Source organism: Serratia sp. PL7 (assembly GCF_945957435.1).
This window is the reverse complement of the sequence record NZ_CAMFLB010000001.1, coordinates 1,556,256-1,570,237: the sequence shown is the minus strand read 5'-3', so window position 1 is coordinate 1,570,237 and position 13,982 is coordinate 1,556,256. Positions and strand designations below refer to the sequence as shown.

General features: G+C 51.6%; 22 protein-coding genes and 1 pseudogene. 21 read left to right on the top strand and 2 right to left on the bottom strand.

What is annotated here, in order from left to right; all coding sequences use genetic code 11:
* Positions 1 to 203 precede the first annotated feature (203 nt).
* The 11 genes from N6G83_RS07380 (at position 204) to N6G83_RS07330 (ending at position 5,114) form a co-directional block, all read left to right on the top strand.
* Entirely contained in the window at positions 204 to 827 is a 624-nt protein-coding gene (locus N6G83_RS07380) for a recombination protein NinG (RefSeq protein ID WP_260515020.1), read from the top strand.
* Between the two features lie 153 nt (positions 828 to 980).
* Positions 981 to 1,595, top strand: a complete 615-nt coding sequence (locus N6G83_RS07375; RefSeq protein ID WP_260515019.1) for a hypothetical protein — start codon at positions 981 to 983, stop codon at positions 1,593 to 1,595.
* 277 nt (positions 1,596 to 1,872) lie between these two features.
* Positions 1,873 to 2,109, top strand: a complete 237-nt coding sequence (locus N6G83_RS07370; protein ID WP_154870894.1) for a hypothetical protein — start codon at positions 1,873 to 1,875, stop codon at positions 2,107 to 2,109.
* Positions 2,110 to 2,312: 203 nt separating this feature from the next.
* A complete protein-coding gene (locus N6G83_RS07365; RefSeq protein WP_260515018.1) occupies positions 2,313 to 2,744 on the top strand; it encodes a hypothetical protein in 432 nt (143 codons plus the stop codon).
* 90 nt (positions 2,745 to 2,834) lie between these two features.
* Positions 2,835 to 3,182 carry a phage holin, lambda family gene (locus N6G83_RS07360; RefSeq protein WP_049188550.1) on the top strand — a complete coding sequence of 116 codons (348 nt, stop codon included), beginning with the start codon at positions 2,835 to 2,837 and terminating at the stop codon, positions 3,180 to 3,182.
* The gene (locus N6G83_RS07355) at positions 3,169 to 3,609 is read left to right on the top strand and encodes a lysozyme (protein ID WP_260515017.1); all 441 of its coding nucleotides are present in this window, start codon (positions 3,169 to 3,171) and stop codon (positions 3,607 to 3,609) included. The genes N6G83_RS07360 and N6G83_RS07355 overlap by 14 nt, the downstream gene beginning before the upstream one ends.
* Entirely contained in the window at positions 3,606 to 3,986 is a 381-nt protein-coding gene (locus tag N6G83_RS07350) for a hypothetical protein (protein ID WP_260515016.1), read from the top strand. Before N6G83_RS07355 ends, N6G83_RS07350 begins: the two co-directional genes overlap by 4 nt.
* Complete coding sequence (gene lysC, locus N6G83_RS07345; RefSeq protein WP_260515015.1) at positions 3,877 to 4,152, top strand: Rz1-like lysis system protein LysC; 276 nt, start codon at positions 3,877 to 3,879, stop codon at positions 4,150 to 4,152. The genes N6G83_RS07350 and lysC overlap by 110 nt, the downstream gene beginning before the upstream one ends.
* Positions 4,139 to 4,423 (top strand): hypothetical protein, encoded by a 285-nt coding sequence (locus N6G83_RS07340; protein WP_260515014.1) that lies wholly within the window; start codon positions 4,139 to 4,141, stop codon positions 4,421 to 4,423. The genes lysC and N6G83_RS07340 overlap by 14 nt, the downstream gene beginning before the upstream one ends.
* 109 nt (positions 4,424 to 4,532) lie before the next feature.
* The gene (locus N6G83_RS07335) at positions 4,533 to 4,745 is read left to right on the top strand and encodes a hypothetical protein (protein WP_260515013.1); all 213 of its coding nucleotides are present in this window, start codon (positions 4,533 to 4,535) and stop codon (positions 4,743 to 4,745) included.
* A 114-nt stretch (positions 4,746 to 4,859) separates the two neighbouring features.
* On the top strand, positions 4,860 to 5,114 hold the full coding sequence (locus tag N6G83_RS07330) for a DNA polymerase III subunit theta (protein ID WP_260515012.1): 255 nt from the start codon (positions 4,860 to 4,862) through the stop codon (positions 5,112 to 5,114).
* Between the two features lie 87 nt (positions 5,115 to 5,201).
* Here N6G83_RS07330 and N6G83_RS07325 read toward each other — a convergent pair whose 3' ends face one another.
* Together N6G83_RS07325 and N6G83_RS07320 are read right to left on the bottom strand one after the other, a co-directional pair.
* Positions 5,202 to 5,471 (bottom strand): DUF6953 family protein, encoded by a 270-nt coding sequence (locus N6G83_RS07325; RefSeq protein WP_409529433.1) that lies wholly within the window; start codon positions 5,469 to 5,471, stop codon positions 5,202 to 5,204.
* Between the two features lie 14 nt (positions 5,472 to 5,485).
* A complete protein-coding gene (locus N6G83_RS07320; RefSeq protein WP_260515010.1) occupies positions 5,486 to 5,701 on the bottom strand; it encodes a YodC family protein in 216 nt (71 codons plus the stop codon).
* A 110-nt stretch (positions 5,702 to 5,811) separates the two neighbouring features.
* On the opposite strand from N6G83_RS07320, the pseudogene N6G83_RS54910 reads away from it, so the two are divergent.
* The 10 genes and pseudogenes from N6G83_RS54910 to N6G83_RS07275 all read left to right on the top strand — a co-directional run.
* Positions 5,812 to 5,991: pseudogene (locus tag N6G83_RS54910) on the top strand (hypothetical protein); the annotation flags it as partial.
* Between the two features lie 277 nt (positions 5,992 to 6,268).
* Entirely contained in the window at positions 6,269 to 6,799 is a 531-nt protein-coding gene (locus tag N6G83_RS07315) for a terminase small subunit (RefSeq protein ID WP_260515009.1), read from the top strand.
* The gene (locus N6G83_RS07310; RefSeq protein WP_260515008.1) at positions 6,796 to 8,043 is read left to right on the top strand and encodes a PBSX family phage terminase large subunit; all 1,248 of its coding nucleotides are present in this window, start codon (positions 6,796 to 6,798) and stop codon (positions 8,041 to 8,043) included. Before N6G83_RS07315 ends, N6G83_RS07310 begins: the two co-directional genes overlap by 4 nt.
* Before the next feature lie 21 nt (positions 8,044 to 8,064).
* Positions 8,065 to 9,393 carry a DUF1073 domain-containing protein gene (locus N6G83_RS07305; protein ID WP_260515007.1) on the top strand — a complete coding sequence of 443 codons (1,329 nt, stop codon included), beginning with the start codon at positions 8,065 to 8,067 and terminating at the stop codon, positions 9,391 to 9,393.
* The gene (locus N6G83_RS07300) at positions 9,377 to 10,303 is read left to right on the top strand and encodes a phage head morphogenesis protein (RefSeq protein ID WP_260515006.1); all 927 of its coding nucleotides are present in this window, start codon (positions 9,377 to 9,379) and stop codon (positions 10,301 to 10,303) included. Before N6G83_RS07305 ends, N6G83_RS07300 begins: the two co-directional genes overlap by 17 nt.
* A 3-nt stretch (positions 10,304 to 10,306) precedes the next feature.
* On the top strand, positions 10,307 to 11,572 hold the full coding sequence (locus N6G83_RS07295; RefSeq protein ID WP_141173910.1) for a hypothetical protein: 1,266 nt from the start codon (positions 10,307 to 10,309) through the stop codon (positions 11,570 to 11,572).
* Positions 11,573 to 11,584: 12 nt separating this feature from the next.
* Positions 11,585 to 12,031 (top strand): hypothetical protein, encoded by a 447-nt coding sequence (locus N6G83_RS07290; protein WP_260515005.1) that lies wholly within the window; start codon positions 11,585 to 11,587, stop codon positions 12,029 to 12,031.
* A gap of 17 nt (positions 12,032 to 12,048) precedes the next feature.
* A complete protein-coding gene (locus N6G83_RS07285; RefSeq protein ID WP_260515004.1) occupies positions 12,049 to 13,125 on the top strand; it encodes a major capsid protein in 1,077 nt (358 codons plus the stop codon).
* Positions 13,126 to 13,134: 9 nt separating this feature from the next.
* The gene (locus tag N6G83_RS07280; RefSeq protein ID WP_060387668.1) at positions 13,135 to 13,428 is read left to right on the top strand and encodes a hypothetical protein; all 294 of its coding nucleotides are present in this window, start codon (positions 13,135 to 13,137) and stop codon (positions 13,426 to 13,428) included.
* 66 nt (positions 13,429 to 13,494) lie between these two features.
* Positions 13,495 to 13,893 (top strand): hypothetical protein, encoded by a 399-nt coding sequence (locus tag N6G83_RS07275; protein WP_126178766.1) that lies wholly within the window; start codon positions 13,495 to 13,497, stop codon positions 13,891 to 13,893.
* Positions 13,894 to 13,982: the final 89 nt, after the last annotated feature.

Genomic DNA, 13,982 nt, shown 5'->3' with positions numbered 1-13,982 from the left:
GAGAGAAATCCCTCACTGCCCAGAATGTGGGAATCGTTACCTGGATGGCAGAACAGTTCAAAGCCTGAACGCATTCACCGAAGATAGGGTTTGTCCATTCTGCGGAGAATTTATTCACTGGGAAGGGAAAGTAGAGCGCTGGGTTAGCACTTCAGTATGGTGGAAACCCTGGACGTGGCCGAGTGGCTACTGGGAGGGGAAAATTGGCTAAAGGCATCAAGCCGCCGAAGCCTAAAATATGCCCCATCTGCTCCACTGAATACCTTCCCAGAAGCTCCCTTCAAAAAGTCTGCCACAACTACAAATGCGCCATTGCCTTCAACAAGAAGCGCGATGAAGAGATTGCTTTGCGCGAAAAACGCAAGCAGGAGCGTCTACAGCGCGATGAGCTACGGCAGAGAAGGGAAAGGCTAAAGACAAAATCAGAATGGAACAGAGAGGCACAGGCAGCGGTAAATCGCTTTGTATTTTGGCGAGACTACGGGAAACCATGCATCGCATGTGGCAGGCCGCTTAATTACGGCGTACGGGGCGGCGCAGTAGATGCCAGTCACTATCGTTCCAGAGGCGCTGCGCCACATCTTCGCTTCAACGTATTCAACAATCACGCCGGGTGCGTCCATTGCAACCGAGACCTGTCAGGAAACCTGATCCCCTACCGAATAAACCTCATCGAGAAGATTAGCGCATTCCGCGTTAAACGAATCGAGCACGACAATACACCACGGAAATTCGATATCGCTTACCTGCAGCGAGTGAAGTCAATCTTCACGCGTCGGGCGAAGCATTACGAAAAACTCCGTAAGCAACAACTGGAGGCAGCCTGATGGCAAGGCAACGATCATCACTGAGTCTGGACGATGTCATATCGATAAGAATGCTCGTCGGTATCGGCATCAGCACCAAAACCATCGCAGAGCAATTTCACACCTCAAAGCAAAACATCCAAAGCATTAAATCAGCAAAACCTGGAGGAAGGCATGAGTAAGCCCGATGCAATCTACCTTCTGCCGTTTGTCCAGCGCCAATCTGATTTGCGTCGCGTGTGGTGCAAGGGTAAGAAAACAATCACTCCAGCACAGCGGGTTTGGACGCGATACATGCTGACTCTATGGGGGAGGCATCTTGGCGGTGACGATTCGCCGGCAGGTTGCGTAAACGTCATTGGTCGCTTGATGATCCGAACGGAATGGAGCGAGGGACAATCCAATCGAATCGTTGAAGTGGTTGAAGCCCTTCACGCACAAGGCTATCGAGGAGAAGAGCTATTCAAGAAGTCGCGTGAACTTGTCATTCCAGGTACATCAGCAAGCAACATCATCGCTCTCGCCAAAGAATCAGATGATGCCGCTTTTGTTGAGTCTGTGATGAGCAAAACGATAAAACGAGATAGCCCGATTCGCTCAGTGGCCATTAAACGCTATTGCAGCCGCAAACGCCCGCAAGATATTGCTCGCATGATAGAGCGTGAAACCGGGGCGGATGTACAGGCAGCGAGAAAGAGAGTTATCTGGTGCGAAGAGATACTCGAAGAGGAAGTGTTTTATGCAATAAAGCGAGAAATGGAGAAAGAATTTCTAGCTACAGCGGCTTAATTGGAAAATAAAGTTGCAAAACGGGAAATCAAAGTATATATTTTCAGCTATGCTCGGGAGCGTAAAGCGAAGAGCGGTGATTCAGGATAAACGAGGCGGCTCCTGAACACTGATTCCGCCAAGTTGGTAACTTCGTCGGGTTGACTGGAACTCCAACCATGCAGGCTGAGAGGTCTGCGCAAACAAATTATCCCTGGCTATAAACGCCGGGGATTTTTGCTGGAGCTGATGCTGAACCTGAAGTAAAATCCAAGTGAGATTATGGAAGGTGGATCGGATGAAAAAAATCATTTTAGGGATTATCGCAATTGTTGTCGTTTTGTTTCTCTATGGTGTTTACAAAGCTAAATCGCAATTGAGTGATGGTGTTTCTTTATTTGAAATCGGAGTGACTTATCAGTCAATGAATCCTGTTAGCCAATACGGCTATCAATGGGTGATGCGTAACGATTCAGATGTGCTCAGTGCAGTGAAAAAAATGAATGAATCATACGAAAAGTTAAAATCAGAATAGCCATACTTAGCAACACTAGAGGCCACCATTCGGTGGCCTTTTTGCATTTCAGCCCCAGCCAACGGACGACACATACGGCACCCTCTTACCGGCAGCGTTTACGGCTGGTGGCTGAACTCTCACAGGATGGCCTGCAAAACCCTATATCAACACCGAGTAATGTGCCAAAATACTGAATTGATTGAATAATAGAGAAACATTACGTGATTAATAGGATTTTATTTGTTTTACTTGCAATTACTTCTGTGAGTGGGTGTGTGCAGGAAAGTACAGAACAGCGTATCACCAAAGCAAAGGCAAAATATGCAGCTGAGGCGGAGGAAAGTTATCGCGCTCCATCTGCTGAGAAGGAAAACATTAATCCGATGCTCAGGTTGGAGTGCAGCACGAAGGCTGGCACGAGAATTTCTGCGCTGATGAATGGAACATCGCAAACGGTGACTATAAGCGGAGCAGTATTCCGTTTCATTGACAGGGTGGATGCTACCGAAGGTGGGGAAAGCCTAGTATTCGGTAGAAAAGTCGACGGAGAGACAAGCTTGATATTTATTCAAATGGATAGTAACCCTGTTTTTTTGAACATCTACAATCCAAAAATCACATTGGAATTTGTGTGTAAACCTTTCAGAGAGTGATAGAGCCTCTCAATCATTCAGGGCTGTGCTAATGCACGGCCTTTTTTATTTTAAGTCTACAGCACAGCCCGATAACCGGGAGGTGGAGTCATGAAGATGCCAAACAATCCTCACAACTGGGCAGAGCTCAGCGACATTCTTGCGGCCTGGTGGCGCGGTGACGTGCCTATTGGTGGCGTCGTCATGGCTGTCGTGATGGCTGTACTTCGGATGGCGTATGCCGGCAGCAGTTGGAAAGAGACCATATTCGAAGGTTTGATGTGTGGCGCCCTGGCGCTGACCACTTACTCAGCCCTGGATTACTTCGACGTGCCTAAAGCCTTAACGGTTGGCATCGGTGGATTCATCGGCTTTGTCGGCGTGAAGAAACTCAGCTCGTTCTTGTCTGGTTACGTGGGTAATCGCTTCGGCGGGGGCAATCAGAATGCAGATAAGTAAAAGCGGCATTGAGCTGATCAAGCGTTTTGAAGGCCTGCGGCTGAAAGCCTATCAGGATTCGGTTGGCGTCTGGACGATTGGCTACGGATGGACACAGCCGGTAGACGGTAAGAAAGTCGGCCCAGGAATGCAGATTGATCAGGCTACAGCCGATCGGCTGCTGAAATGCGGCGTTGTGCAGTATGAGCAGGGCGTTAATCAGCTGGTGAAGGTGAAAATCACTCAGGGCCAATTCGATGCGCTGGTGAGCTTTGCGTATAACCTCGGCTTGCGGTCGCTGAGCACATCCACGCTTCTGAAGAAGCTGAACACTGGAGAAAAGCAAGGCGCTGCCGACGAGTTCGGTAAATGGGTAAATGCTGGCGGTAAACGGCTTGATGGCCTGGTTACACGCCGTGTAGCAGAACGCGAGATGTTTTTGTCATGAACACCTCATTCAGCTTCCGCACGATGGCGATCGGCCTGTTGCTGGTGGCGCTGATTGTTGCCAGTAGGCTGGCGTTTTACTTCCACAGCAATGCAGTAAAGGCCGATGAGCAGGTTAAACAGCAGGAAAAGACGCTGGCGCAGCAGTCAGGACTGATATCCACCCTGCAAGCACAAGACAGGAAGAACAGGGCCTTGGCCGCGGAGCAACAACAAAGAGAACAGCTACTACGCCAGCAGGGCGAAACCTACCAGAGGAAATTGCGTGATGCACTTAAAGGCAGTAAATGTGGGAATAGCCCTATGCCTGCCGCTGTTGTTGAGCTCCTGCAGCAGAACGCTACCGACACCCCAGCAAGTCGTCCTGTTACCCCCTGAGTCAGTTTTCACCCCATGCGAGCAGCCAAGCCTACAAGGTGACACCTGGGGCGACGCGGTGAGTTACGCGCTGGCGCTTCAAACAGCATTAGCAATCTGCGCTGGCCAGGTGGCCACGCTGAACCAATGGCGGGAAGCCGCCGGGAAAAACAATGAGCGAAGCTAAACTTCAAGATGGCAGCACTGTGAAGGGATACCGCACGTTGACCGCCGACGATATCGCGCAAATGAACGATCTGAAAGACATCAGCCGTAATTTTTGCGAACAACTCGACCTTGAACGCACACACCTCATGCTGGAGGCGGTAGAGGCTGGCTCCCCGGAGGAGAACAACCGCATGGAAGCCATGCGCTGTCTGGCTATCGCCCGCACCAAGATGCAGGAAGCCTGCATGTGGGCCTGCCGTGCAGTGGCCCGCCCGGAGGCGGATTGCTAACACCATCGGCATTACAGAAGCCATTACCTTTTCCAAGTGGCTCTGATAATGATTTATTTCATCACTGTTCACGTGGTATTTTCTTAAAACGTAAAAAAAAGGAGTTACCATGAGAGAAGAAAGATTATTCCCATGCTGCGATTGCAGGGAAGCGTTTTACACAGTGAAGCTAAGTGATTCTGATGCAGAAAGCTATGACGAAAATGTTGACGTTTCCCCTGAAGGCGAGCCTGATATTGATTCATTCGAAAACTGGCTACATGATAACGAAGATTTAGATGACCTTTACCATGCTTGCCCCGATTGCGGGTCAGATAGTTAGAGTAAGGTTCATTGCATTCTAACCGCCTACGGGCGGTTTTTTGTTGCCCATCACAGAGCAGCTTTCCGAGGCTGCTGCGTGATGATGTATAATCCTCCCGAATAGGAGGGCTTCATGTCATACAATCTCGGCAATCTGCCAAAAGAAGAAATGGACAAGGTGAACGTAGACCTTGCGGCGTCAGGCGTGGCGTACAAAGAGCGCATGAACATGCCGATCGTGCCGGCTCAGGTGGAGGCGGAACAGCCTGAACACCTACGCGAGCTTTTCCGCGAGCGCCTACAGCATTACCGCAGCCAGAGCCACAAATTCCCAGGGCCAAACGACCCGCGATACCAGCAGATGTCTGAGGCCAACGGCAAGAAATGACTGAACCCGCCCTGGTGGTTTTTTTTCAACTTTCCTGGATAGGTACATCGTGATGATGTAAATAAGGGCGAAATTTCGCCCTTATTGTTAACCGCGGGCTTCTCGCCCGTCTTCATCTTCAGCGACACGATATCGCCAGTACTTATCAGGCTTTACCCAAACAACATTCTCGCCACTATCAACTCGAAATTTATTAACAATTTTGGTTGAAAGGACTTGGTTACCATCTGCATTTTCCTTTAGATGCTGCTCATTCCCTGCTTTAACTAGGTAATCAACTACATCCTGCTGATATAAACACCCATGCTCTTGTAATGAGCTCATCATCCATATAGATATATCGTTAACAGATAGCATTTGAAGGTTCGGGTTTACGGCTTTGGGATGTAAGGGTCTAATGACGCCTCAGGGAAGGTGCCAAAATCTAGTTTCTTCCCTGCAAACCACTGGCATTTATAAGTGCCAACGAACACGCGGTCGACATTATAAACTGGTTTTTCAACTGTCATAGTCGGGCCACCGGACTTTATGACAACTTGATCGCCTATTTTATAGGCTGGCTTTCTTTGCTGTTGAGTCGTAGTCATTGTTAAATTCCTTATTTTAAAAGGCAGATGCCTAAACATATATTGGGGCGCTAACTTAATGTTCAACTCGAAATAAATTGATCTCGGTCACAAATAAAGAGGCATAACGAATGACCAAACCAGATGGGGATGCCATCGAATCTGCGTACCGAACTGGCTTGATGCCTTTGAGTGAAATCGCTTCTCAACATGGCATCAGTGAAGGAGCTGAATGCAAGCGAGCAAAGCGTGATGAATTTCAATCTCGGTCGAGGGATCAGGAACCAGTTCTCAGATGTGATGGATTGGTTCCTGAATACATAAATTAAGAGGTAGATTCAAACTCAGAGATAAGTTGGTTAACTCTATCAGTATAAGAAGGGTTATTGCGGAGGAACTCTTCAACTGTTTGAGTCGTTTCCTCACCTTCCCATTTAAAATGGCTCACAGGGTGCGATGATCCTGCACGGACAGAGTACGTTCCGTCGTCTAGCCTATCCAAAAAAATATATGTCTCTTCATCATGGCCTCTGTTGCGGTAATAAATCTGCTTTGAAGTCACTTTTAAACCTCGCTAATAGGTAAATTATGGCACTCACAGACAAACAAGAAATGTTCTGTCGCGAGTACCTCATCGATTTGAACGCCACGCAAGCGGCTATTCGGGCGGGGTACAGCACTAAAACAGCTAACCGCACTGCGTCCGAAAACCTGTCAAAACCTGACATTCAGTTAAGGATCTCTGAACTAAAGGTTCAGCGCAATGATCTGGTTGGCATAAATGCGACATATGTCCTAAATCGCTTGGTTGAGATAGATCGGATGGATGTTCTCGACATACTCAACAGCTCTGGCGAACTAAAACCTGTGTCTGAATGGCCTACAGTTTGGCGCACTACGTTATCCGGCCTGGATATTTTGGAGATGGCTGCAGAAGGAAACTCTGCGGCGACTCTCAAAAAGATTAAATGGCCGGATAAGGTGAAGAACCTTGAATTGCTTGGTAAGCATATCGAAGTGAACGCATTCAAAGAGACGCTAGACCACAAGTCATCAGATGGAACCATGACGCCAAAGCCCACCGTGATTCAACTCATCCCCGTTGAGCCAAAAGCATGAGTGAAGCAGTACAACTACCGATCCCAGCAAAGCTAGCTCCATTATTCACGGCCATCAATAAGCGCTATCGCTGCTCACACGGTGGACGCGGTAGTGCTAAGACACGCACTTTTGCCATGATGACAGCAGTTAAAGCCTATCAGGCGATGATGAATGGCGAAGCAGGAGTGATCTTGTGTGCTCGTGAGTTCATGAACTCACTGGAAGAGTCGAGCATGCAAGAGGTTAAGCAGGCGATCCTGTCGGTGCCATGGTTAGCAGCCAATTTCGATATTGGTGAGAAGTACATCCGAACCATCGATAAGAGCGTGAATTATGTGTTCTGTGGTCTGCGGCATAACCTCGATAGCATCAAGTCGAAGGCGCGGATTTTGCTTTGCTGGGTTGATGAGGCTGAATCAGTCAGCGAAATTGCCTGGCAGAAGCTGAGCCCCACCGTTCGTGAGGAAGGCTCAGAGATTTGGGTGACGTGGAACCCAGAGCGCGACGGTAGCGCCACTGATAAGCGTTTTCGCAAAGAGGCTGGCGATGACTGCATTACCGTTGAGATGAACTACACGGATAATCCCTGGTTCCCCGATGTGCTGGAAGGTGAACGGCTGAACGATGAGCGCCGTCTTGACCCGGCAACATACGCATGGGTATGGGAAGGGGCTTACCTCGAAAACTCGGATAAGCAGGTACTGGCCGGCAAATATCGGATTGCTGAATTTTCCGACAATATCTGGAAAGAGGCGGAACGCCTGTTCTTCGGTGCCGACTTCGGTTTCGCTAAAGACCCGAATACGTTGGTGCGTTCATTCATTCTGCATAACCGCCTTTACATCGAATATGAGGCATATGGTCAGCATACCGAACTTGACCACATGCCTGAGCTGTACGACACCATCCCCGGTGTGCGTGACTGGCCCATTAAGGCCGACTCAGCGCGCCCGGAGACAATCAGTTATCTCAAGAGACAGGGATTCAATATTTCAGCTGCTGAAAAGTGGCAGGGGAGCGTTGAGGACGGGATCGCCCATCTCCGTGGCTTTGACGAAATAATCATTCATCCTCGCTGCAAGAACGTGGCGCGCGAGGCACGGCTCTGGTCTTACAAAACTGACCGTATCACCGGGGAAGTGTTACCAAAACTGGCAGATGGCAATGAGCACTGTTGGGATGGGATACGCTATAGCTTGGATGGACATATCAAACGCAAATCTCAGTCCGTTGGGATGCTGATCCCTAAGCGACTTCGGTAAACCACTCCAAACGGAAACCACATGAACAAAAATCTCCAACTGGCCGTCAACCACGCGTTGAACGACGCCAGGATTGAGCGTGCTCGTATGGCGATGCTTGGGCCGTCTATGGGCCTGGATAATAAACGCGGCTCCGCCTGGTGCGAATACGGCTTTCCTGAGCAGATCACTTACGAGAATCTTTATTCACTGTATCGCCGCGGTGGTATTGCGCATGGCGCCGTGGAAAAGCTGGTGGGCAAATGCTGGCAGACCAACCCGGGGATCATCGAAGGTGATAAGGCCGACGAGAAGCGCGCGGAAACTGCCTGGGAGAAAAAACTCAAACCGGTATTCACGAACCGGTTATGGCGCGCTTTTGCAGAGGCTGACCGCCGGCGGCTTGTCGGGCGTTACTCTGGCATTTTGCTGCACGTCCGCGACAACAAACCATGGAATACCGAAGTAACCAGAGGCCGAGGGCTCGAAAAAGTCACGGTAGCCTGGGCTGGTTCACTAAACGTGAGCGAGTGGGATACCGGGCTTAACTCGCAAACATACGGCCAGCCGAAGATGTGGCAATACACAGAGCGGCTTTCAAATGGCTCCACGCGCCGTGTCGAAATCCATCCAGATCGGATCTTCATCCTTGGCGACTACACCGACGACGCTATCGGGTTCCTTGAGCCAGCATACAACGCATTCGTCAGCCTGGAGAAAGTAGAGGGCGGTTCCGGTGAGTCATTCCTGAAGAACGCAGCGCGGCAGTTGGCGCTTAGCTTCGACAAAGAGATCGACTTCGGCAGTCTGGCGTCTATGTATGGCGTCAGCGTTGACGAATTGCAGGACAAGTTCAACGAAGCCGCGCGCGAGATGAACCGCGGCAACGATGTGCTGATGAGCCTACAGGGTGCAGCTGTTACCTCCCTTGTTTCCCCTGTGTCTGATCCAAGCCCAACCTATAGCGTGAACCTGCAAACGGCTTCTGCCGGCGTTGATATTCCATCACGAATACTGGTAGGCAACCAACAGGCTGAACGCTCAAGCACCGAAGACCAAAAGTACATGAACGGGCGCTGCCAGAGTCGCCGCGGTGTTCTGTCGTTCGAAATTGAGGACTTCTGCGACAAGCTGATCGACCTGAGAATTATCGATTCTGTCGGCCAGAAAACAGTCATCTGGGATGATCTCAATCAACAGACTCGCGCTGAACGCCTGGCGGACTCCAAGGCCATGGCAGAGGTGAACAAGGCTATGGTTGAAAGCGGTGATACGGCGCCGTTCAGCGGTGAGGAAATTCGCACTGCTGCAGGATTTGAAACTGAAGGCGGCGAGCCTCTTGGAGAGACTGGGGATGACGACGAAACCTAAGCCTCCAATCCTGCCGAGCAACATTAAAGATCCCACAGGAGTTGATAAGTTAGAGCGTGGCGCCATGCGTGAGTTTGTAAAGCGTATGAATTTGATAACGAAAGGCTACATCGACATCCTCAACCGCATCCCCTCCGAACCCGTCGTAAACGAGCGCTACACCTTCCGTCTTGATCAGGGGCTTCTGTCGATGCTGTTGCAGAACGGTGAAGCGCTGGTGGACGAAATTCTGCTGGAGGGCGGGGAGTTCAATCTGTGGTTCTTTGGCCGCTATGTGTCAGTGGCTTACCAGCGAGGGACAGCGCAGGAGTATTACAACCTCTCTCAGCAATCCTCCGCTTATGCCGCCGGCCAGCAGGATGTTCCCAACATCTTGTTGAGTGAGCCCTATCAGCTGCGTTTGATTCTGGTCAGAGCGCGCGAGTTCGAAGAGATGAAAGGGCTCAGCGCTCAGGTTAAGAGCGATATGGCGCGAATTCTGACTGATGGCATTGCCAGAGGGCTAAACCCGCGGGACGTAGCCAAAAACCTCAATGAGCAAACCGGCATTGAAACCCGACGCGCGAATCGCATTGCCAGGACTGAGATCACGACCGCACTGCGGCGCGCGCGGTGGGATGAAGCTCAGGATGCGCAAGACCGCTATGGCATCAAAACAAAGCTGCTTCACATCTCTGCGTTAAGCCCTACCACCCGAGCAACGCACGCCGCCAGGCATGCTCATCTGTACACGCAGGATGAAGTTAGGGCGTGGTACACGAAGAACGGAAACGCCATCAACTGCAAATGCTCGCAGCTTTCCGTGCTGGTGGATGACAAAGGAAACCCTCTCACTCCTTCGGTCATCGACAAGGCCAAGCAGACGTTCAACGACATGAAGGAGAGAGGCTACAAATGGGCAGAGGGTTAATCCATGAAAGTTCAAGTTAACGTCACTACGAAGGTCAACAGCCAGGCAATTCGGCGGGAGTCATACAACGGCCGCGAGCATCTTGTTTTGCCGAGCTACACACTGCCGGCAAACGTGGTCATGAATGATGGGCTGTACACGGCCAGCGAAATCGATGCTCACTATCAAGGGCTTGAAGGCACGCTGGCGCCGCTGGGGCATCCTCAGCTAAATGGCGCATTCATCTCTGCCTTTTCTCCTGAAGGTATCAACCAGGGCCATATCGGCGCCTGGAATCGCAATGTGAAGAAATCTGGCAACCGGATTTACCTGGAGAAGTGGGTTGATACCCAGATCGCCAACCAGAGCGAGGGAGGCAGGGAGCTCATCTCCCGCGTAGAGGCCATTGAGCGCGGCGAAGATGTTCCACCTATTCACACCAGCGTTGCGGTGTTTCTCGACCAGCTTGAGCCCAATGAGCAACAGAAGGCAACAGGCGCCAAGTGGGTGGCGAAGATTCACTGCATGGATCATGACGCAATCTTGCTGCATGAAGTGGGCGCAGCGACACCTGAGCAGGGCGTTGGTCTGATGGTTAACGCTGACCTTGCCACGCCGTTAAAGGCCAACTCTGGCGCGCTGATTGGCGAATCCTACCGGGATCGTGAGCAACGTCTCGACCGCGCAGCAAAAGAAAGATTTGCTCCCGGCGAAAATGAATATGCCTGGGTGGCAGACTTCACCGACTCACAGGTGGTGATCATCCGCAACGGCGGCGCTGCCCAGGTTTATGGCTACACATCGGAGGGCGGAAAAATCACCTTTGATGAAACCGGCACGCCGGTTGCGCGTCAGGAATCCTGGGTGACGGTCGTCGCCAACAAAGTTAAATCCCTTTTCAATCCGCAGGGACAACCTGCAACCAACCACCAAACGGAGGGCGACATGCCTTTAACCACTGAAGAGAAACAAGAGCTGATCACCGAAATCGGCAAAGGCCTGGCCGCCAACTTCGCCGAGGCGCTCAAGCCTATTACCGAGAAAGTTGAAGCGCTGCAGGCCAACCATACCCAACTAGCCGAAACTCTTACTGCCAACTCCCGCGCAGAAGAGAAAACCAAGCGTGAAGCAGTGGCGAAAGTTCACGGCGAAATTGTGGCAAACGCGCTGCAAGGCGAAGCGCTGGAAGCGATGTTTAAAACGCTGGGCGAATCGGCGCCGCTGGCAGGTAACTCAGGCCAGCATCAGCAAGAATCCGGCGCACCCGCCGCAGATGCATACTTCAAATAAGGGGGCTATCCAATGCCACGTTATCGTCGCGTAAACATCGACGGAAAGTCGCTGTATAAGACCGAAACCCGCACCACTGCCGCGGCACTTCTGCCAGGCACTGCTGCTGTCATCAACGCCAGCGATGAATTCGCTCAGGCTACCGCGCTAAAGGGTCGCATCTACATCATCGATGTTGCCTACCATCAAGGGCCGAAAATCACCGAGGCGGTTCCTGCTGGCGACTCCGCTGTAGGCAACTACGTGGAAGAAGGCCGTGAACTGGCGCTGCTCTGCGTACCTGGCGCGTACAAGAAAGATAGCCCGATCAAGCTTGGCGCTAACGGCCAATTCACCCTGGCAACTGCTGACACTGACTCAGTGATCGGTTACAGCCAGGATGAAGCCACCATCGCCGCCGGCGCTACCGATTTCATCCGCGTGCGTATGCGCGTTGGCACTGTCGCCGCTGGCGCTTAAAAGAAGGATAAACGCACATGTATTTCTCCAAAGAGACATTGGCTGCTAATAGCCGCCTCGGCGGTCACTGGAATGAGCTGTGGGCGAACCGCAATATGTGGAACGCCAATCATAACGCCATGATCGCTGCCAACCGCGCCCACATGACACAGGAGTGGTTGGCAGTAAACGCTGCTGGTGGCTTTACTCGTGATTTCTGGGCTGAAATTGATCGCCAGGTACTGCAACTGCGCGATCAGGAAGTTGGCATGGAAATCATCAACGATCTGGCCGGCGTTCAAACGGTTCTGTCCGTCGGCAAAACTGCCAAGCTGTATAGCGTGGTAGGTGATATTGCTGATGATGTGTCGGTAAGCATTGATGGCCAGGCGCCGTTCTCCTTTGACCACACAGAATACGCCAGCGATGGCGACCCAATTCCGGTATTCACTGCCGGCTATGGTGTGAACTGGCGTCATGCTGCCGGGCTGAACACCGTGGGTATCGATCTGGTGTTGGACTCGCAAATGGCTAAGATGCGTAAGTTCAACCAGAAGCGCGTCAACTATTACCTCAACGGTGATCCTAACATCCAGGTTCAGTCCTATCCTGCGCAGGGCATTAAAAACCACCGCAACACCAAAAAGCTCAATCTGGGGGCTGGTGCCGGCGGCGCAAACATCGATCTGACTGCAGCAACGATGACTCAGTTGTTCGAGTTCTTCGGCAAAGGTGCATTCGGTGCGCTGGCGCGCGCCAACAAAGTCGCTCAGTACGACGTGATGTGGGTATCCCCAGAAATCTGGGCAAACCTGGCGCAGCCATACGTGGTCAACGGCGTTGTGAGTGGCACTGTATTGCAGGCGGTACTGCCATTTGCACCGGTTAAAGAAATTCGCATGACCTTTGCACTGAAGGGTAATGAGTTCGTCGCTTACGTCCGTCGCCGTGATGTGATCTCTCCGCTGGTCGGCATGGCTGTGGGTGTTGTTCCGCTGCCGCGCCCTCTGCCTAACGTTAACTACAACTTCCAGATCATGTCTGCTGAAGGTCTGCAAATCACTGCGGACGATCAGGGGCTTTCCGGCGTTGTTTACTGCGCCAATCTGGCGTAAGGGGGGAACATGGCTAAATACGAAGTTATTCGCCCCTGGAATGGCGTAGAGATCGGGGACGTGTTGGAACTGGAAAAGCTTCACCCAGCGCTGAAATCTAACGTGCGATTGATGCGTGGCGAGGCCGGCGGTGAACTGACCCCGGCCACCCCTGATGCCGGCAACGAAACAAAGTCGCGCAAGGATGCTATCAAGGCGCGGCTCACTGATCTGGGGATTGAGTTCAAAGGCAACCTCGGCGAAGAAAAGCTCGCTGAACTGTTGCCGGAAGGCGAGCTCGAAAATCTGTTCCCTGCTGAATAACAGCCGCCGCTAAGGCGGTTTTTTTATGCCCCGTTTCGGCGGGGCTTCTTCTTACAGGAATCAGCCATGGTGACTAAAGAAAAGGCCAAGGAATATCTGGAGTCACAGGGTATCACTTTGCCTGATTTCGTCCTGGATGCGCTGGTGGAGCAGGTGAATAGCATTCAGGATTGTTTGGATGCGAATTACCCAGCATCAACAGCGTTACTCATCCAACTCTATCTTCTCGGGCTTATGGGATTAGGCCAGGGAGATAAATACATCAGCTCTCAAACGGCGCCAAGCGGGGCATCGCGTTCGTTCCGCTATCAGTCATTTAGCGATCGTTGGAAGGGGGCGCTGAACCTGCTGCGCGGGTTGGACAAAAAAGGGTGCGCTACAGGCCTGGTTCCACCTGACCCAACAAACAAGGCTTTTGCCGGTGTATGGATTGGCAAGGGCGGCTGCATGTGCGGTGGTGGTTGATGTCATGGATACCTGTCGCCGAACGATTACCAAAGCCTTTTGAGCGCGTCTGGGTGAAGACTGATACGGCCAGGCAAAGCACGGGATTC